This is a genomic window from Psychrobacter muriicola 2pS, from assembly GCF_904846535.1.
Classification (GTDB): Bacteria; Pseudomonadota; Gammaproteobacteria; order Pseudomonadales; family Moraxellaceae; genus Psychrobacter; species Psychrobacter aquimaris.
Map to the genome: position 1 here is coordinate 56,708 of NZ_CAJHBC010000003.1, position 20,205 is coordinate 76,912.

Genomic DNA, 20,205 nt, shown 5'->3' on the forward strand with positions numbered 1-20,205 from the left:
AATGGAGATAGAAATGAGGACATGCCTTGATATTATGTTTCTGGTTGTAAGCAATGCGTACTTGACGTGATGATTTTGCCATCGCTCAAGCGATACGCCAAGAGATCATTACCCCAAACGCAGCCGCCGTCAAGTGCACGCGCATACGGTAAATCCACCTCACCTTTCAGCGCTGCCCAATGACCAAATAATATCTTGCGCGTGCGCGGTACTTGCCATTCAAACCAAGGCAGGAAACCCTCTGGCATAAACGCTTCTAACCCTGCTGCAAAGCTAAATTCTAGCGTGCCGTCTTGTTTGCATAGCCGCATACGAGTGAAGTAATTGGCAATTGCGCGCATTTTGGTAAAGCCATTAATATTTGGATGCCAGTCATCAGCAGTCTTACTATAGAAATTCGGCAATAAACGATCCAGCTGTTTTAAACTACTTTGCAGTTGTGACTCTAACTGCTGCGCATAGTTAGCCGCTGCCTCAACCGTCCAATGCGGCGGAATGCCAGCATGTACCAATACCGTCTGCTCATTAGGAAAAGCCAATACCGGCTGATGACGCAGCCATTCCAGCAACTCATCACAATCATCGGCAGCAAAAATAGGTGCTGTCTGATCCTTTTTCTTAATCTTTACAGCACCGCGCCAGACAGCGATCAAATTAATATCATGATTGCCGAGTACTGTCGCTGCGGCGCCTTGCTCACAAAGTGCTTTGACATGACGCAATGTACTTAACGAGTCTTCACCACGTGCCACCAAATCACCTGCAAACCATAGCTTGTCTTGCGCAGGATCAAAATCTAATATTTCAAGTAAATGCAGGTATGCCGCATAGCAACCTTGCAGGTCACCGATGACATACTGATGGCGAAAACTCATAATACCTCTATGCTTTTATGTGATGTTCTTTATGTAAAAATTGTATACTGTCATGATTTTTACATCATAGCTTCTACACACATACTTTTGACGATTAATGATTAATAGGTTAATTAAACCTCTACTTTACGTGCCTGATTGCTCAAATTCACAAAATCCTTCACACTTAAGACTTCAGGACGCGCTTGTGGGTCGATAGCGCAAGCCGCAAAATCGTCCTCGCTCAGCGTTGGCAGCAAGGTTGATTTTTTAAAGATGGCACGTAACGTTTTACGACGATGGTTAAAGGTTTCGCGTACCACAATCGCAAAATACTCTTCGTCTTCTGCCACGATAGGCTTATTGATATGCGGCGTTAGGCGAAAGACTGCGCTGGTGACTTTTGGTGGTGGATTGAAAGCACCACGTGGTACGGTCAATAAATAATCGGTATCACAATGATATTGCATGATGACAGATAGGCGACCGTAAGTCTTGCTACCGACGTCAGCGGTGATACGCTCGACCACTTCTTTTTGCAGCATAAAGTGCATGTCTTGAATCACATCAGCATAACTGAGTAAATGAAAAAGTATTGGCGTCGAGATGTTATACGGCAAATTGCCGACCACACGTAGCTTGCCGCGCTCAGGGCTATACAGCTCACGATAATCGACATGCATGGCATTGTCTTTGATAATCGTAAAGTTTGGATGACTGTTGGCACCGATACGAATACGCAAGCTATCTGCCAAATCACGATCGAGCTCTACCACGGTCATCGCATCGACTTCTGCCAATAGCGGTTCCGTCAGCGCGCCCATCCCCGGCCCAATCTCGATTAAATTGTCATCACGCTTTAAGCGAATGCTCTCAACAATCTCACGGATAACACTACGGTCATGTAAGAAGTTTTGACCAAAGCGCTTACGCGGTTGGTGTTTGGCAGCGCGTAGGCTGTTAGAAATGGATTGAGCATCAAATGTAGTTTTGGACATAAAAAAGTCTTAATGAGTAAAAGATAAAAGGACTATAGCGCTATGGCAACAATATACTGGTTTTATATGCGCTTTTATTTTCTGGCTTTGTAAGACGAAATTATAGCACAGCTCATAATTACACTGTATTTTTGAGATGTTTTAGCGGTAAATCACCTATATCTTAGCGCAATCGATACAGTATTTTTAGTTTACAAATCATTTGCTATAATTTTGATGATATATACGGTTCTCTAGTGAGGACTTGAACCTTTGGCTGTAGCCCAAGTGATTCCAATGGGTATAGACTTTTATATTGAATCAGCATTCATCTGAGTGCACTTAATGAGCTTAGCTTAATGATTACGAAAATTCACCGCTAACTGCTTAGTGACCCTTGCCTTCAAATCCGTAGAAACAAACTTGGAGAATTACTATCTTAAAATAGTCTGATTAATTAAAAGAAGAATACTCCCGTTCTTTTTTCATAAGCAACTTGGAACAAATCGTTGAGATTTCTAAGTAATATATTTCTTGGGTTTTTACCAAGATAACACTCCATAAAACCTTCTAAATTTTTTTGAACCGTCCCGACAATATCGAGGCGGTTCAGATGACTTTCTAATACAATATGAAATCAGAATAATAAATAATTAATACAATCAAATACTTAATTCAAGCGCCTATGATACCCATTTTACGCAAGCATTTAAAGACGTCATAGCGGCTGATGTTAGAATATTGGATTATCCCGAAATTATTCAGGGATTTATTGATAATAATGAGCGCGTGATTAAGTTCTTTAAAGCGCATAGACAGATCGTTACTAACGCAGAATTTAACGCAATCAACAATTCAGACTAATAAATTTAAAGCATGACTTAATCTAAGCATATTAGTCGTTGTCTAAAATTAATTAACTACTACACCTTCAGACGCGGTTTAGCCCTGATAGTAGTATTTTGCTCGTCTAGGCAAAAAAATAATGACTTTTCGGATTATTTTTTTGTCTTACTTTATCTCTCTATTCTCACGTTCAAGTTCTTTAGTTCACTCATCGAACCTTTAAGCTTGTATAACCGTTGAAAATCCATGCTAAAAGGGTCTCAGAGACCTCCATCTTAGAGACAATGGCTTAAATGGCTATCCCTGTGGTGGTGGAGTGATTTGATGCTTCCATAAGTATACTAACAACGCTTTATCTGATTTTAGAGGTACGGTTTACTCTTTTCATCATAATCTCTTACAGTGTTAAGTCTCCGACAATTCCAAGACCGGCCATTATGAGCGCTTGAACAAAATATTGTAAGTTCAAAGACCATTGTGAGGCTGCTGTCATGCTAGCCCATAGGCTTACTTAACAATTTTTGATTAGAGTTCCATATAGTACTTAATTTAGTTAGATAAATTAAATATTTGTTTAATATAATAAATCACTATTTTTAACAATAAAACAACGGTTATGTAAATTTAAATTAACAATAGAACAACATATTTTGAATTTTCAGAGGCGTCTAATATATGTAGGTCGACACAAACAATGATGTTTCAATCACATAATGGAGCGTTAGATTATGCCTTTACATAACAGAAAACGGGTAGATCCTATTGGCGAAGATGCTTATGAAGATCCAATGAGTAATACGTTACTCAATAAATTTCAGTTGCCTCAAAAAAGTACCCAGCCAGAAATTGTTGCCCAGTTTATAAAAGACGAGCTACTCCTCGATGGCAATGCCAAGCAGAATATGGCTACATTTTGTACGACATGGATGGAAGATCAGGTTCATGACCTCATGGACTTATGTGTCGATAAAAACATGATTGATAAGGATGAATACCCACAGACTGCTGAGATTGAAGCGCGTTGTGTTCATATTTTAGCGAATTTATGGAATAGTCCACAATCTCAGACTACCCTTGGCTGCTCAACTACTGGCTCATCAGAGGCTTGCATGCTTGGTGGATTAGCCATGAAATGGCGTTGGCGTCAAAAACGTGAATCAGCAGGATTAGATACTTCAAAACCTAATTTGGTCGTTGGGCCGGTACAGATTTGTTGGCATAAATTTGCGCGGTATTTTGATGTTGAACTTCGCCAAATTCCACTTGAAGGTAATGAGGTTGGTACAAATCCCGAAAAAATAAAAGACTATGTTGATGAGAATACCATTGGCGTCGTTCCTACATTAGGCGTGACTTACACCTGTGTGTATGAAGATGTCGCTGCTATGGCGAAAGAGCTAGATAAGATTCAAAACGAAAAAGGATGGGACATACCTATTCATGTAGATGCCGCTTCGGGTGGATTCATAGCACCTTTCACTCAACCTGACCTTGAGTGGGATTTTCGTATTGATAGAGTGAAGTCTATTAATGCCAGTGGTCATAAGTATGGTTTAGCACCACTAGGTGTCGGTTGGGTGGTTTGGCGCTCAAAAGAAGACTTGCCAGAAGACTTGATATTCTATGTAGATTATCTAGGTGGAAACATGGCAACCTTTGCGCTTAACTTTTCTCGACCAGGTGGTCAAATTGTTGCGCAATACTATAATTTTTTACGATTAGGATTTGATGGTTATAGAGGTGTTCAACAAGCCTGTGTAGATACCGCTCAATGGTTAGCAGATGAAATCTCAAAGTTAGGTCCATTCGAAATGTTTTATGATGGACGAGGTGGTTTACCCGCCCTTAGTTACACCTTAAAAGAAGGAGACTGGGGTTTTAATCTCTATGATTTATCTGACAAAGTTCGCCAGCATGGTTGGCAAATAGCCTCTTATCCACTACCAAATGATCGTCAGGATACCGTCATTCAACGTATTCTAATTCGTCATGGTATCAGTCGAGATATGGCAGCGTTGTTATTGCGTGATATTAAAGCAGCTGTTGAATACTATAAAGCGCATCCAGTTTCACATTCTAGCTCTACTCGTACCTTTCATCACACATAGAAGAGCGTTATGAGTAATCCTACTGTAGTCGGTCAAATATTCGATAAGATAGAGCCTGTTACTGCTTCAGGCTTACATGGATTTTTTCAACTACTTGATACTCAGCCCATAGTATTTATCTTGTTATCATTAGCAGTAGGTACTTATATTGGTAATCGTAGCATCAAGAATATCTCTTTAGGGTCAACAGCAGGTACTTTGCTGGTGGGGGTTGTGCTTTCGATGATTGCACAATCTGTTTATGGTATTACTTATGCCATACCGGGGGTTCTTTCAACCTTTATGCTGCTCCTCTTTATGTATGCGTTAGGGCTTAAAGTTGGACCTCAGTTTTTTTCTGGATTAAAAAAAGGCGGTTTGGCATTCATTAGTATTGGCGTCATTGTCTGGTCACTAAACTGGATTATCTGCTTTTTTGGGGCAAAGTTTGCAGGTTTAGCACCTGGATACGCAACAGGACTTATCTCTGGCAGCTATACCATAACGGCCATACTAGGAGTGGGGCAAGGCGCTTTATCGAGTGGCGCCTATATACCACCGTCAGGGATAACAGCAGAAGAAGTTGGTGCCAATATGGCCGCGGCCTATGCCGTTAGCTATGTCCTATCCACTGTTGGTATCATTTTACTCATTCGCTATTTACCTAAGATTTTTGGTTACAACTCTGCTGAAGAGGCTAAAGCAGCTGAAGCTGATTATAATGGCGGTGCGACAGACCCTTTACCTGGAGCACCTCAGGCATTAACGCTGGGTTTTTCACCGTATGATTTACGCGCCTTTTATGTGACTCACAAAAACATTCTTGGCAAAAGCATCTCAGCGTTAGTCAAAGAATATCCGCAAGCGCCTATCTTACGTTTGGTTAGAAATGGCGCGATTATAGAGTTATCAGACGATCCTATCGTTCAACTGAACGATATCGTTACAGTTAGAGCCAATATTCACGATTTGATTTTTGTAGACAATGAGCTTATCGGACCTGAATCTGATGATCAATTGGCCCGCAATGTTCCTATAGAAGTTGCAGATATTCATATTGGCTCTCATGATATTTCAGGTCAAAATATTGATGACCTCAGCGAGTCTGGAATAGGAGGCGTCACGGTTCAAGCTTTATTTAGAGCAGGTAATGAAATCCCTTTAGGTCCTAAAACACAGATTTCTTTCGGAGATGTGATTAGATTAGCAGGTCCGGATGTGGCCTTAAAAATGGCAGGAAAACGATTGGGAGGACGAGTAATATTACCAACCATGAAGTCTGAAATAATTTATCTCGCCGTTGCGATGGTTATTGGATATTTAGTCGGTATTATAACGGTCCGAATTGCAGGTATCCCATTTGCACTAGGAACTTCAGCAGGTTGTATTCTTGCTGGGATTGCCGTTAGTTATTTTCGCAGTCGTAACCCTGAGTTTGGTGGTCCAATACATGAAGGCGCCAGGAGCTTCTTGCAAGATTTTGGTTTAAACGTTTTTGTAGCGGTTTTAGCAGCCAATGTTGGGCCTAAAGTCATTACAGCCTTACATGGTGATACTCTATTATGGCTAGCATTAATCGGAATAGCAGGTGCGTTAATACCACCGCTCATTGCCTTCTGGATAGGGGTAAAATTCTTTAAACTTAACTCAATTATTGCTGATGGTGCCGTAACTGGTGCTAGAAATAGTACACCTGGACTAAATGCCATTATGGAAGAGTCAAAAAGTTCAGTCGCTGCTATACCTTATCCTGTCAGTTATGCACTTACGACCGTTTTAGCTTTGATTGGTGGTTATATTTCAATAATTTTATCTTGAGTTTTTAGGACTGAAGTTAGTAGCCAAAGATGATTTCAAATCAGTCTATTTAAAGCATACCCCCAACGGAACCATTAAAACTGACCTCTAAATCAATTAATAGACCACTTAAAATAGACTGATATAATTGAACCACTCATATTAGGCCAAATAGTCATGGCTCACACTAAAGTTATCCAGTACTGCATCATAAATTTTGCTAAGTCACCGAATTATGCAAAAGGTCTATTAATAAGCAACTTATCCGCCATCTCATTAGCCATCAGTAGTGCTTGGTATAAACTCGTCGCGCTCGCACCGCCGCGTCCTGCCAAATCTAGCGCCGTGCCATGATCGACAGAGGTACGAATATAAGGCAGTCCTAAGGTTAGGTTGACCGTATCACCAAAACCGTGCGACTTTAGCACTGGCAACCCTTGGTCATGATACATGGCAATCACTGCGTCACAGTTCGCTAAATGCCTTGGGGTAAATAACGTATCCGCTGGCATCGCCTCTGATATATCGACGCCTGCTTTGATAAACTCGTGTAACACGGGATTGATAATCTCAATCTCCTCCGTACCCAAATGCCCGCCCTCGCCTGCATGTGGATTGAGACCGCAGACTAAAATACGTGGCTGTATTAAGCCAAACTTCTCTCGCATATCATCAATGACAATTTGTACCGTTTGGCGTACATTATCCATGGTGATGGCAGCAGGGATGTCTTTTAACGCTAAATGCGTAGTGACGAGCGCAACTTTCATTGCTTGATTGGCGAGCATCATGACAACTTTATCACAGCCACTTTGCTGCATAAAAAACTCTGTATGACCGCTAAACATAGTGCCATCGAGCAGTTTAATATCAGCATCTATCAGTGCGGACTTTTGCAATGGTCCAGTGACGATAGCAGCAACTGTTTTATTAGTTGCCAACTGATGGGCAATGTCTAACTGCTTGGCGACCATTGCCGAATTGCGAGTGTTAATTTGCCCGCAAACAACTGGTTCAGCACAAGATATATTAAGCAGAATAAAAGCCTTATCAACGTCAGTATTTTGCTGCGACATCTGCTCTAAAAAGTTAAAATTAAAGTCGTCGACATCCATATCAATAGTTTGCCAGATAGGTGAATTTGTCAGCACGCCAGCTGCAACCAACTCATCTGCGCGCTTTGTCATAGCGGTGCTATCGGCGGTGACCCAAACTGGGCGTTCAAAATCCTGCAATTTACTCTCAGCCGCTAATAGCAGCACGATATCCATCCCTATACCAGCAGGCTCACCAGTTGTTATTAATAGTGGCAATTTTTTTTGTATATCTTGCATAGTAACTACGCCTTTATATTCATATTAAGTCTTGAATTTTATTGTATTTTTTATGGGAAAAATAAGTGCTGACACTTATATTGTATAGATAATTTTTGACTTATCATAATCCTCATCGAGGATAGATAGTTGTCTATCGGTGCCGAAAAAAGCACATTATGTGTTAAACTTTCGCTTTTCATTATAGCATTTACCAGTCAACACCGAGATCAGGTTTTGGTACTTCAATTATAGTGGCGCGTGGCATTTTATTTGCTGTATCAGCACCCAATTAAACTCCTATATCAAATACACATTTACACCCTCTTTTATATCGACTTTTGACACATTAGGCACTCATGGCAGACAACGAAAAAACCGACGACTTACTCAATCAGACACCGCCGCACAATATCGATATTGAAAAGGCATTACTCGCGTCTTTAATGAGTATCGAAGAGGCGTACGACAAGATTGCTGATATCGTTACCAAAGATGATTTTTATGCAGGGCGACATCAGTATATTTTTGATGCTATTGCCCATTTAGCGGCAGTGAATGAACCCTACGATACGGTCATGGTACACGACTGGCTAGAAGCACAAAAACTCCTTAAAAGTGCAGGCGGCGATAGCTACTTGGCAGATATTTTGAGCCAAAGCCCTGCGACCTTGTTTAACCTGACCGCCTATGCCCAGCGCGTACGTGAGTTATCTACTCTACGCCAATTGATCACGACTGGCAATGAGATGCTCACGCTCGCCTATAACCCTAAAGACCAGACCGTCAGTGATATTTTAGACAGTGTTGAGGGTAAGATATTTAGCATCAATGAGCAACATAACAAACGCGCCGAACAGCGTGGACCTGTGGGTATTACTGCTGTTTTGACCAACGTTATTGATAAGATTCAAGAGCTAAAATCCAATCCTGATGGCATGATTGGTTTACAGACACCGTTTGCTGAGTTAAATAATAAAACGCAAGGTCTACAAGCAGGTGACTTAATCATTGTGGCCGCCCGTCCTTCTATGGGTAAAACCACCTTTGCCATGAACTTGGCGGAAGGGATTTTATTCAATGAAGATCTGCCTGTTGTGGTGTTTTCAATGGAGATGCCTGCTGAGTCTATCGTCATGCGTTTGCTGTCCTCATGGGGCGCAATTAATCAGACGCATCTGCGTTCTGGGCAAATGAATGAAGACGAATGGGCAAAAATGATGAACGCCATTCAACACTTGCAATCTAAGCACCTTTATATTGACGATAGTACAGCGCTGCCACCCTCTGAAATGCGTTCACGCTGCCGCCGTATCGCCAAAAATCATGATGGCAAACTTGGCGCCATCGTCGTCGATTATCTCCAGTTGATGAAAGTGCCAAACTTAGATGGCAACCGTGTTGGAGAAATCTCTGAGATTTCACGGAGTCTCAAGGCGCTAGCACGTGAGCTTGAATGCCCTGTTATTGCTTTGTCGCAGCTTAACCGCAGTCTAGAAAACCGTCCTAATAAGCGCCCTATCATGTCGGATTTGCGTGAATCGGGTGCAATTGAGCAGGATGCCGATTTGATTATGTTTATCTATCGTGATGAGGTTTATAATGAAAACTCAGATCATAAAGGCGTGGCTGAAATCATTATTGGTAAACAGCGTAACGGCCCTATCGGCACTATACGTTTGGGCTTTGAAGGGCAATTTACCCGCTTTATTAACCTAACGCCAGAATACTATCAAAACGTCAGTTATGAGAATGATGAGTAACCAATCTTATAAAGACTAAGGCTTAATCATAAGCTAATAAGTACTTTTTAACAAAATAGCCAGTGCTGCATTAGCCCGATTGATGCGGTACTGGCTTTATAACTTCATAATTCTACTTATAAAGAAGCCAATTATGCGTACTATCACAATCAAACCACAAGCCATTACTCACAACTTAAACCAAGTTAAGAAAATGGCACCAAACTCTAAAGTCCTTGCTATGGTCAAGTCCAATGCTTACGGACATGGCGTGGCTGCAGTGTTGCCAGCATTGCAAATGGCAGATGGTATCGGCGTCGCCACCCTAACTGAAGCGCTGGAAGCTCGGCAGTTGGGCTGGAACAAAACCATTGGTTTGATTGAAGGTGCATTTACCGCTGATGAGTGGCAACAAGCCATTGAGCATGATATTAGCTGCGTGATTCACCATGCACCGCAATTGCAGTGGGCTTTAGAGAATATTCCACCAACCAATAGTGTAACCAGAGTGGTTTGGCTTAAATACAATACTGGCATGAACCGTTTAGGCTTCAATGCTGAAGGCGTTATGGCAGCGGCTAAGCGCCTGCATGAAGCCGGATATCAGTTGATACTAGCAACGCATTTTGCCAATGCTGATGATAGTGCTCATCCATTGAATGCGATGCAGATACAACGTTTTTCGGAGGTATTAGACACCTTACAAGCAACCATTAGCCCAGATATCCAAGGCTCATTATGTAATTCTGCTGGTATCGTTAATTTTCCAGAGCATCATTATGATTGGGTGCGTCCCGGCATTATTTTATATGGTAGCGCCCCTGTGATTGATAAAAGCGCGCATGAGTTAGACTTACAGCCAGCGATGGATTTTAGCGCGCAAATTATCGCCCTGCAAACAGTCCATGCAGACAATGCTATTGGCTATGGCAGTCGCTGGACAGCGCAGAAAGACACTAGAACGGCTCTGGTGAGCATTGGATACGGTGATGGCTACCCTCGTGTCGTAAGCGATGAGGCCTATGTTTCTGTTATCGATACTACCAACAATCAAAGCTACCGATGCGCAGTCATTGGACGGGTGGCAATGGATATGATTGTCATTGACATCAGTACCACGCCAGAAGACATTGCGTTAGACAGCAAAGTAATACTGTGGGGCGATGCACCGCACGTCGATGAAGTCGCCGCACATGCAGGTACGATTAGCTACGAGCTACTATGCCGCCTAAGCAATCGCCCAAATCGTATACAAGTATAATTATGCTGACCTAATCGCTATCCATTTAATAACTGTTTGCCAGACTGATAAATCACGGCAAATTGGACATTTACATTAAGCCTAATTGCGCTATACTAAAAGTTTGTTGTCACCCCAGTATACGCACTGACGCGATACTATTAAAGACTGATGACGTTTCACTGACTGCGATCGACTGCTAGGATTACTATGAGTTTGCGCCATTTTTTGACCTTATCTGATTTAACCAAACAAGAACTAGAAAACCTTATAAAACGCGCCAGCGAATTGCGCAAGATGCAACACGCAGGCGAGATATATCAGCCGTTTGTTGGTCGTACGCTTGGCATGATATTTGAAAAATCCTCAACCCGTACGCGCATCTCGTTTGAGACGGGTATGGGTCAGTTTGGTGGTAGTGCTATATTTTTATCGCCAAATGATACCCAGCTTGGGCGTGGTGAGCCACTAGAAGACTCCGCTCGTGTCATATCGAGCATGGTCGATATCATTATGATTCGTACCTTTGGTCACGAAAAAGTTGAGACCTTTGCTGAATACTCAAGCGTTCCTATTATTAATGCTTTAACTGACGAGTTTCATCCTTGCCAGCTACTAGCTGACATGCAAACCTATTATGAGCATCGCGGTAGTATAGAAAATAAAATCGTCACTTGGGTCGGTGATGGCAATAATATGTGCGCATCCTATATGCAAGCGGCTCATCAGTTTGGCTTTGAGCTACGAGTAGCAGCTCCTTATGGATTTGAGCCTGACCCTGAGCTGATGAAACGTTTCTCGCATTGCGTCAGTATTGTCGAAAACGTGCAAGAGGCAGCGAAAGATTCAAACTTAATTGTCACTGATGTATGGGCAAGCATGGGACAAGAGTCTGAACAAAACACTCGTGCGCGCCGTTTTGCCGCTTATCAAGTAACGCCATCGCTATTAGATAAAGCCGATCCTGAAGTGGTATTTATGCACTGTCTGCCCGCGCATCGTGGTGAGGAGATCTCTCATGATATGCTTGACGACCCACGCTCAGTGGTATGGGATGAAGCTGAAAACCGCTTACATGCACAAAAAGCCTTGATGGAATTCTTATTACAAGACAAAATCAAACTTTAAAAAATATAGTCGTAACCTATTTATTAAAGAGTAAGTATAAAAAAGGCAGACCACATTTAGTATGGTCTGCCTTTTTAATTGTCAGTCGACAGTTATTACTCAGCTAACGAGCCATTTAACGCATCAACGTCTCGACCCCACCGCTACTTGCTTTAAGCAATACATCAGCTTGGTTAGCAGCAAAAATACCATTACACACGACCCCAACGATATTATTCAGTTGCTGCTCAAGCGCTATTGGATTACTAACGTCCAAATCATAAGTATCTAAGATGACGTTACCATAATCAGTCACAAAGTCTTCACGATAAACAGGCTCACCGCCCATTTTTGCCAATTGTCTAGCGACATATGAGCGGGCTTGGGGCAACACCTCTATCGGCACTGGGAATTCGCGGCCGAGTATCTCGACACTTTTACTCTCATCAACCATGCATATAAATTTCTTAGAAGCAGCTGCCACGATTTTTTCACGAGTGAGCGCGCCACCGCCGCCTTTTATCAATTGCAAATGCTCATTGACTTCGTCAGCCCCATCGATATAAATATCAAGCGTACCCGCAAAGTTCAAATCAATAATCTCGATACCAAGGGCACGAAGTTTGTCTTCAGTGACCTGTGAGCTAGCCACCGCGCCAGCAAGCTTTACGGTCGGCAATAATTCAATCAAACAGTTGACTGTACTGCCTGTGCCTACTCCAAGTATCATGTCATCTTCGATATAACTTAGAGCCGCTTTGGCTGCGGCTTGCTTTTGTGCTTGCTGATCACTCATCATAAATCCTTGGCAGAATAAACGTATCGTTTTAAAAAAGGTAAAATGCGCCGCTATTATACCCGATGAGTTTGATGGATGTCAGCGTAATAGCCACGCTAATCGCAAGACATTCACTCAACTTTTAAAATGTAGACAGATAAGGCAACCAAAAAACCAAGGCCAGTAGCGTGACCAATAGTACGGGCGGAGTAATAAGCAGTCCAATTTTCATATATTGCCCCCAGCTGATTTTATAATCCTTTTCTGCCAATACATGGAGCCACAATAAAGTTGCCAGACTACCGATAGGCGTAAATTTCGGCCCCAAATCATTACCAATCACATTGGCATAAATCATGAGCTCTCGAGTAGCAACGGGTACTTGAGCACTATCAATCGCCAGTGCACCAACTAAGGTCGATGGCATGTTATTCATGATAGACGCTACAATAGCAGAGAGGAATCCTGTCCCTAATGTTGCTATTACAGCACCTTGCTGCCCCAACCAATTCAATACTTGTGCACCATAGGCCGTTAACCCTGCATTACCTAAACCATAAACGACCAAATACATGCCGATGGAAAATAATACAATTTGCCAAGGCGCATGACGCAGAACATCGGATACAGAAACGACGGCACCACGACCCCCTTGCCACCAGCGACCGGCGATAGCCATTAACAATAGCGCAGCCACTCCTGTCACAAATGAGATAGCAATGCCCAATGATTCCGTCGTAAAGTAGGCAATAAGTAGCAACGCGAGCAGTGGAAAGGCAGCTTTAAAGACAAGCGGATCTTCAATCGCGGACTCTGGTGCGCTTAGTTCAGCCACAGAGTAATGTTTTGGAATGTGCCGCGCATAGACTACCCATAACACGGCAAGCGTCGCTAATACAGACACGATATTGACTGGTATCATCACCGCTGCATAACGGCCAAAACCAATATCAAAATAATTGGCACTAACAATATTGACCAGATTAGAGGTAACTAACGGCAGACTTGCAGTATCAGCAATGAAGCCTGTCGCGATGATAAACGCCAAAGCGGATGGTGGTGAGAATTTAAGTCGCAGCAAAATAGCGATGACAATCGGGGTCAGTAGTAATGCTGCCCCATCATTGGCAAAGAACGCCGAGATAAATGCGCCTAAAATCACAATCATGGGAAACAATAATCGTCCTTGCCCATTGCCCAGTCTGGCCACATGCAGCGCTGCCCACCCAAAGAATCCAGCTTTATCTAAGATAAGCGAGATGATGATAAGTGCCACAAAGGTAAAAGTCGCATCCCAAACGATGTCCCACACAATTCCAATATCGGAGAGCTGTACCACGCCAAAAGCCAAGGCAACCAATGCGCCACCCATCGCACTCCAGCCAATACCCAGTCCTTTAGGTTGCCATATCACTAAAACCAAAGTCACGATAAAGATAGTTAATGCAAGCATTGAGTAACCTTTCTAGGCTTAATTATTATAAGAGCAAGTATTAGAAAATGAATTATGAGCGGATAAATTAGAGTGATTTTTGATTGACGCGCTGCGACAACTCCTCAGCGCTTTCTACTCGTTCAGAGTAGCGGTCTGTTAGATAGGCTGAGCGTCCACGAGTCAGCCAAGTGAATTTCACCAACTCCTCACAAACATCCACGAGACGCAAATACAAAGGAGACTTGTCCATACGATCATCATCGTTAAATTCTAAAAAAGCTTTAGGAATAGACGATTGGTTAGGTATGGTAATCATCCGCATCCAACGACCCAGAATGCGCAATTGGTTGACCGTATTGAAGCTTTGGCTGCCACCGCTAACTTGCATCACTGCCAAAGTTTTACCTTGGGTTGGACGTACACCGCCTAATGATAATGGAATCCAGTCAATTTGTGCTTTCATAATACTGGTCATACTGCCATGACGCTCTGGGCTCACCCACAGCATACCTTCTGACCACTGCGCCAACTCTCGCAGCTCTTGTACTTTTGGATGATCTGCATCAACAGCATCAGGCAATGGCAACCCCGTCGGATCAAATGTTCGAACCTCACAACCATACCAACGCAATAGACGGCTCGCTTCTTCACTTGCCAGTTTAGAGAATGAGCGCTGGCGTAGAGAGCCGTATAACACCAATATTTTAGGGGGATGGCGCGGGTCATGTGTACCAATTAAAGACTCAATATCAATCGCTTGTATTGCACTTGCATCAATATTGGGCAAATCGATCACATCCAAATCTGCTGTATTATTTGCCATAATGAACCACTTCCCCATCTTCTTTAGTAAAGCTACCCACTGGATTGTCTAATAACTCAAATACGCGTTCTGATGGGCGGCATAATGCGGCGCCTTTATTCGTGACCACGATAGGACGATTGATTAAAATAGGATGGGCAATCATCGCATCAATGATTTGATCGTCAGACAGTTCAGGATTGTCTAATCCTAGTTCATCATTGACAGGCTCTTTGCTTCGTAACAGCTCTCTTGGTGAAAGGTTCATTTTTGCCAAGAGCTCAACTAAGTAATCACGGCTTGGTGGGTTTTTAAGATATTCAATCACCTCTGGATTTTCGCCTGATGCTTTCATGATAGCTAACGTATTGCGAGAAGTACCGCATTTTGGATTGTGAAAAATCAATGATGTCATAGTAATTTTACCTATTTTATGAGTATGCTCAGGGTATGTCGTCAATCTTAACGAAATTGACTAAATGAGCTAAAAATGAGGACACGCCCTAGTAATAAAGAGGTTTGTTAAATCAGTTATGGGCTTACTGGTTGTTTGAAAGACTGTCTGCATCAGCAGGTTTAGCACGCTCACATCTGCTCAGATTTTCCATGAGCGAGGCACACAATTCTGGGTGTCCCGCACAACAATCTTGCAATAGAAACTGAATCACCCCCTCCATATGTGCTAGTGATGCACGATAAATTATATGGCGGCTGTGCCGTTGAGACACCACCCACCCTGCTCGAGCCAGCACCGATAAATGGGCTGACATGGTATTGTGCGGCACAGACAGTTGACGAGCAATTTCACCTGCTGGCAGACCAACGGGCTCTTGGCTGACAAGCAACCTAAAAGCTTTTAGACGAGTATCTTGAGAGAGCGCAGCAAAGCTTGCGATAGCATTAGTTATTTCCATATGTCCAATAATACAGACATATAAAAATCATTCAATACTTCTTGGACAAAATATTGAAATAAAACCAACCCCATCTTTCATCAAATCTTAAAATCACTATAAAAACTGCAATTGAGTCTTGCAAGACCATCAAAATCAGCATAGGCTAATCTATTTAATTTTTCTATTCAATCACACTTTTTATTAGGGAACATTATGCTGTCACATTGGGTACGAGCCATCTTGCAAGCCACCGTCTATGACGTGGCAATTCAAACACCACTTGAAGCGGCACCCAAGCTGACCCAACGTTTCGCTAATGACATTCGCTTTAAACGCGAAGACTTGCAACCGGTCAAGTCCTTTAAATTACGCGGCGCTTACAATCGAATTAGTCAGTTAAGTGATGAGCAAAAAGCACGCGGCGTCATTTGCGCATCAGCGGGTAATCATGCTCAAGGGGTTGCTTATTCTGCCCGTAAACTTGCCCTAAACAATATCATCGTGATGCCGACCACCACCCCTGACATTAAAGTAGATGCGGTTAAAGCACTGGGCGGCAATGTTGATTTGTATGGTGATAGCTTCGATGAAGCCAACCGTTATGCAATCAATCGCGCTGAAACAGAAGGTCTAACCTTTATTCCACCTTATGATGATGAATTGGTCATTGCTGGACAAGGCACCATTGGTCTTGAGCTAACCCAGCAATGGCGCAATATGGATTATGTATTCGTCGCGGTTGGCGGTGGTGGTCTCATCTCAGGTGTCGCGGCATTCTTAGGTGAAGTTGCGCCGCATGTCAAAGTCATTGCTGTAGAATCTGAGCAATCAGCTTCTCTTAAAGCAGCGCTTGAAGCCAATGAGCGAGTTAAGCTTGAGCAAGTTGGACTGTTCGTCGACGGCGTGGCGGTTGCTCAAATCGGCGAATTGCCTTTTGATATCGTTCGCCTGCAAAAAAGTGATAAATCAGGTCCTTTAGTCGAGCCGGACGTGGTGACTTGTACCAATGATGAAGTATGCGCTGCGGTGAAAGACATCTTTGAAGAAAACCGTAGCATCGTTGAGCCTGCGGGCGCGTTACCCGTTGCTGGCATGAAGAAATATATCGAAGCCCATAATCTACAAGGTAAAAACTGCGTCGGTATCATTTGTGGTGCCAATATGAACTTTGACCGCCTACGCTATATCGCTGAGCGCACTGAGATTGGTGAGAAAAAAGAAGCCATCTTTGGCGTGACGATTCCTGAACAAACGGGAGCTTTCTTAAATTTCTGCCGCAGCTTACACGGACGTAACATCACTGAATTTAACTACCGTGCCGATAGTAAAAAATCACCTGACTCTATGGAGCCTGCATCAATATTCGTCGGTATCGCGCTAAAAGAAGGCGACAAAGAGCGTAAAACCATTCGTACCCAATTGGCAGCTGATGGCTATACAGCGCATGACTTGACCGATGATGATATCGCCAAATCCCATATTCGCCATTTGATTGGTGGTCATGCACAGGTCGCAAACGAGCAGTTATTAAGTGTGGTTTTCCCAGAGCGTCCAGGTGCATTGTTGACTTTCTTAGAAAAACTGGGTGATGACTTTAATATCACTTTGTTCCATTATCGCAATCATGGTGCCGCCGAAGGTCGCGTATTGGTCGGTTTGCAAGCGTCTGAGGGTAACTCTCGTCAATTACAAGACGCGTTACTCGATATCGGCTATGACTGCACCATGCTCAATGATAATATCGGCTATCAGTTATTTTTGAAATAAAAATAGACGTCGACTATCAATACATCAATGGCCATTTTTTAATCACTAAAAAACGGCCATTGATGAATGAACAGTAATTATTCGTTGGTAACTTTCATTAATTTATAGCGACCATGATTAGGTGGTAAACCGTGATTCAAAAGATATTGATGTTTGTATTATTACTGGTTTTAGCACTTGTGGGTTATAAGATGCTGCAACCTAAAAACACGACCAGCAACAGCAACCCTATTACTAACGCTGCAACTGATAATCCAGTTGACGCTGCTTTTACCTCAACTGATTTGGATGACATACCGCCAACGTACGTCGATTCAGAGGCAACGTCAACATCAGTCTCGGCAGTAAAACCAGTACTCACGTTATCAGGCTCAGCAGCAAGCTTTACCTGTGATGGCCGAAAGCATTGCTCTCAGATGACGTCATGCGCAGAAGCCACTTACTTTATACAACACTGCCCTAATACAAAAATGGATGGTAACAATGATGGTATTCCATGTGAGCAGCAGTGGTGTCACTGATTTTATATCAAACATAAACTGAGAATAGCATGCATACTCCTGCCATTTTTACCGAAGAAAACCTAGAAAACATTATGAAATTTATCGCAGCCAATCCCTTAGCGACCTTGGTTGCTCAAACTAAAAATGGCATCGAAGCCTGCCATATACCGCTATTCTGGCATAACGATAATTTTATGCCTGATGTTGGTTCTGACATTAACTCTAATGCTCAGCACGGCTATCTTTACGGTCATTTTGGTCGTAAAAACCCTATTTATCAAGACGCCTTACCAAATACTTCGTGGTTAATTATTTTTCAAGATTCTGGACACTATATCAGCCCCAACTGGTATCCTAGCAAAGCCAGAACTCATAAAGAAGTGCCCACTTGGAACTATCAAAGCGTCCATATTCAATCTAAAATTGAATTGCTTGAAGACGCCGATACGCTGAAATGGATATTAGCAACCATGACTGCGCAGCAAGAGGTGCTATCCGACCATCCTTGGTCATTAGATGAGGCACCTGCTGCTTATATCGATGCGATGTGCCGAGGGATTATTGGCTTTAAGCTGCCCATCGATTCTATACAAGCCCAATTTAAATTAAGCCAAAATAAAACCGTAGAAAATATCACAGGTGTGATTAATGGTTTAGCGCAGTTGAAGACAAATGATGCGGCAGAAATGGCTGTGAAAGTTGCCAATCAGAATAATGGCTAAGACGAGCCTTTCTGCTTCACCATAAGAATCTATTTTTAAACATTTTGATAGCGCATGGCTCTTTCAATTTGCAAAAAAAGCACCATTATTATTATCTTACTTTATGGATATCTATGAGGTTTTGATGAGTAAACACAACAAAAACCACAATCAGCCTAACCATAGCCAACCTGATGTCGTGCGTATGCGTCTCGATAAGTGGTTGTGGGCAGCACGATTTTATCGCACTCGCAACCTTGCCAAAGAAGCCATCGAAAGCGGACGGGTGCATTATGCGGGTAGTCGCGTAAAGACAAGTAAAGAGATTATGATTGGCGATGAACTACAGATTCGTCAAGGCTCAGCCACTGCCATGACTGAAAAGACCGTCGTCGTTGAGGCACTAACGGCGCAACGTGGTAATGCGCTCGCCGCTGAAGTTTTGTATTCAGAAACTGAGGAAAGCGAAGAGCGCCGCGCTTATTATGCTGAGCAGCGTAAACTTGCCAATCTTGCACGGCCTGATAATAAGCCCAATAAAAAAGAGCGCCGTGATCTTCAACGCTTTAAACACAAACAAGAGTAAGCTGGTCACAGCACTACCTTAGGCTATAAATAATATCGTCAAAAATCCGTGAGCAAATGACCGTATTGTTTAGCTTCTACCCTTGCCATTCAAGGCATTAACCGTTAGGCTGACAGCCGATTTACTTAATTAATTGCATGCTAATAAAAGCCGCACTAACATGGCGGTCTCTTATAGCATGTTTTTTTGTTATACAAGGTCATATTATGCTGATGAAAACCTGTACTCCGTCTTCTGTATTATTGGTTTGTTTGGGAAATATTTGCCGATCGCCAACGGCTGAAGAAGTCTTTCGTCAGCAAGCAGCGATTGCTGGATTGTCAATCAAAGTAGATTCAGCAGGGACAAGTGACTGGCATATTGGTCATGCGCCTGACACTCGCTCGCAACGCCATGCAAAAGCGCATGGTTATAAAATCAACAAACTGGTCGCCCGCCAAGTCAGTACCGATGACTTTCGTAATTTTGATTTAATTCTAGCAATGGATACACAGAATTTAGCTGATTTACAAGCCATCAAGGACAGCTTGACAGACACAGAGGAGCATTTGGCCAAGTTGGCTTTATTTAGTGAAGAAGATCCTACTTATGGCGGTGACGATGTGCCAGATCCTTATAAAGGCGATGGCGATGACTTTGAAGAAGTGATTGAACGTATTGAGTCAAGCGCACAAGCGTGGATTGAAAGCTGGAAAGCTTGCTAACGATAAAGTTAACTTTATGCCACCTTTATGTCTTGCATCCTTTATAATAAACACTGTGTAATTCATTATC

The 20,205-nt window shown here is 42.7% G+C and carries 17 protein-coding genes and 1 pseudogene; 10 read left to right on the forward strand and 8 right to left on the reverse strand.

The features are described from left to right. Window positions 1-32: 32 nt before the first annotated feature. The gene (locus tag JMX93_RS04990) at window positions 33-875 is read right to left on the reverse strand and encodes a symmetrical bis(5'-nucleosyl)-tetraphosphatase (RefSeq protein WP_499204045.1); all 843 of its coding nucleotides are present in this window, start codon (window positions 873-875) and stop codon (window positions 33-35) included. Between the two features lie 113 nt (window positions 876-988). Beyond that, a complete protein-coding gene (rsmA, locus tag JMX93_RS04995) occupies window positions 989-1,852 on the reverse strand; it encodes a 16S rRNA (adenine(1518)-N(6)/adenine(1519)-N(6))-dimethyltransferase RsmA (RefSeq protein WP_499204046.1) in 864 nt (287 codons plus the stop codon). A 1,553-nt stretch (window positions 1,853-3,405) separates the two neighbouring features. Here rsmA and gad point away from each other — a divergent pair. Continuing rightward, a complete protein-coding gene (gene gad / locus JMX93_RS05000; protein ID WP_193012286.1) occupies window positions 3,406-4,785 on the forward strand; it encodes a glutamate decarboxylase in 1,380 nt (459 codons plus the stop codon). Between the two features lie 9 nt (window positions 4,786-4,794). Beyond that, complete coding sequence (locus JMX93_RS05005) at window positions 4,795-6,582, forward strand: aspartate:alanine exchanger family transporter (RefSeq protein ID WP_499204047.1); 1,788 nt, start codon at window positions 4,795-4,797, stop codon at window positions 6,580-6,582. A 212-nt stretch (window positions 6,583-6,794) separates the two neighbouring features. Here JMX93_RS05005 and pdxA read toward each other — a convergent pair whose 3' ends face one another. Further along, window positions 6,795-7,886: a 4-hydroxythreonine-4-phosphate dehydrogenase PdxA gene (gene pdxA / locus JMX93_RS05010; RefSeq protein WP_499204279.1), complete on the reverse strand. Its 1,092-nt coding sequence runs from the start codon at window positions 7,884-7,886 to the stop codon at window positions 6,795-6,797. 347 nt (window positions 7,887-8,233) lie between these two features. On the opposite strand from pdxA, the gene dnaB reads away from it, so the two are divergent. From dnaB to argF, 3 genes are all read left to right on the forward strand, one after another. Continuing rightward, window positions 8,234-9,637 carry a replicative DNA helicase gene (gene dnaB, locus JMX93_RS05015; protein ID WP_192520311.1) on the forward strand — a complete coding sequence of 468 codons (1,404 nt, stop codon included), beginning with the start codon at window positions 8,234-8,236 and terminating at the stop codon, window positions 9,635-9,637. A gap of 133 nt (window positions 9,638-9,770) precedes the next feature. Then, the gene (gene alr, locus JMX93_RS05020) at window positions 9,771-10,877 is read left to right on the forward strand and encodes an alanine racemase (RefSeq protein ID WP_499204048.1); all 1,107 of its coding nucleotides are present in this window, start codon (window positions 9,771-9,773) and stop codon (window positions 10,875-10,877) included. Between the two features lie 189 nt (window positions 10,878-11,066). Beyond that, complete coding sequence (argF, locus tag JMX93_RS05025; protein WP_193012283.1) at window positions 11,067-11,984, forward strand: ornithine carbamoyltransferase; 918 nt, start codon at window positions 11,067-11,069, stop codon at window positions 11,982-11,984. A gap of 115 nt (window positions 11,985-12,099) precedes the next feature. Here the strand turns inward: argF and rpiA are convergent, their stop codons facing one another. The 5 genes from rpiA to JMX93_RS05050 form a co-directional block, all read right to left on the reverse strand. Further along, on the reverse strand, window positions 12,100-12,759 hold the full coding sequence (gene rpiA / locus JMX93_RS05030) for a ribose-5-phosphate isomerase RpiA (protein WP_443511094.1): 660 nt from the start codon (window positions 12,757-12,759) through the stop codon (window positions 12,100-12,102). 124 nt (window positions 12,760-12,883) lie between these two features. Next, window positions 12,884-14,194: an arsenic transporter gene (locus tag JMX93_RS05035; protein ID WP_198331545.1), complete on the reverse strand. Its 1,311-nt coding sequence runs from the start codon at window positions 14,192-14,194 to the stop codon at window positions 12,884-12,886. 67 nt (window positions 14,195-14,261) lie between these two features. Next, window positions 14,262-14,999 carry an arsenical resistance protein ArsH gene (gene arsH, locus JMX93_RS05040; protein WP_443214569.1) on the reverse strand — a complete coding sequence of 246 codons (738 nt, stop codon included), beginning with the start codon at window positions 14,997-14,999 and terminating at the stop codon, window positions 14,262-14,264. Then, a complete protein-coding gene (gene arsC / locus JMX93_RS05045; RefSeq protein WP_193012279.1) occupies window positions 14,989-15,393 on the reverse strand; it encodes an arsenate reductase (glutaredoxin) in 405 nt (134 codons plus the stop codon). Before arsC ends, arsH begins: the two co-directional genes overlap by 11 nt. A gap of 124 nt (window positions 15,394-15,517) precedes the next feature. Then, entirely contained in the window at window positions 15,518-15,892 is a 375-nt protein-coding gene (locus tag JMX93_RS05050; protein WP_499204049.1) for an ArsR/SmtB family transcription factor, read from the reverse strand. A gap of 195 nt (window positions 15,893-16,087) precedes the next feature. On the opposite strand from JMX93_RS05050, the gene ilvA reads away from it, so the two are divergent. From ilvA to JMX93_RS05075, 5 genes and pseudogenes are all read left to right on the forward strand, one after another. Next, on the forward strand, window positions 16,088-17,641 hold the full coding sequence (gene ilvA, locus JMX93_RS05055) for a threonine ammonia-lyase, biosynthetic (protein ID WP_499204050.1): 1,554 nt from the start codon (window positions 16,088-16,090) through the stop codon (window positions 17,639-17,641). 374 nt (window positions 17,642-18,015) lie between these two features. After that, window positions 18,016-18,162: pseudogene (locus tag JMX93_RS05060) on the forward strand (excalibur calcium-binding domain-containing protein); the annotation flags it as partial. A gap of 29 nt (window positions 18,163-18,191) precedes the next feature. After that, on the forward strand, window positions 18,192-18,866 hold the full coding sequence (locus tag JMX93_RS05065) for an FMN-binding negative transcriptional regulator (RefSeq protein ID WP_499204051.1): 675 nt from the start codon (window positions 18,192-18,194) through the stop codon (window positions 18,864-18,866). Between the two features lie 124 nt (window positions 18,867-18,990). After that, a complete protein-coding gene (locus JMX93_RS05070) occupies window positions 18,991-19,431 on the forward strand; it encodes an RNA-binding S4 domain-containing protein (protein ID WP_193012275.1) in 441 nt (146 codons plus the stop codon). Between the two features lie 206 nt (window positions 19,432-19,637). After that, a complete protein-coding gene (locus JMX93_RS05075; RefSeq protein ID WP_499204052.1) occupies window positions 19,638-20,135 on the forward strand; it encodes a low molecular weight protein-tyrosine-phosphatase in 498 nt (165 codons plus the stop codon). Window positions 20,136-20,205: the final 70 nt, after the last annotated feature.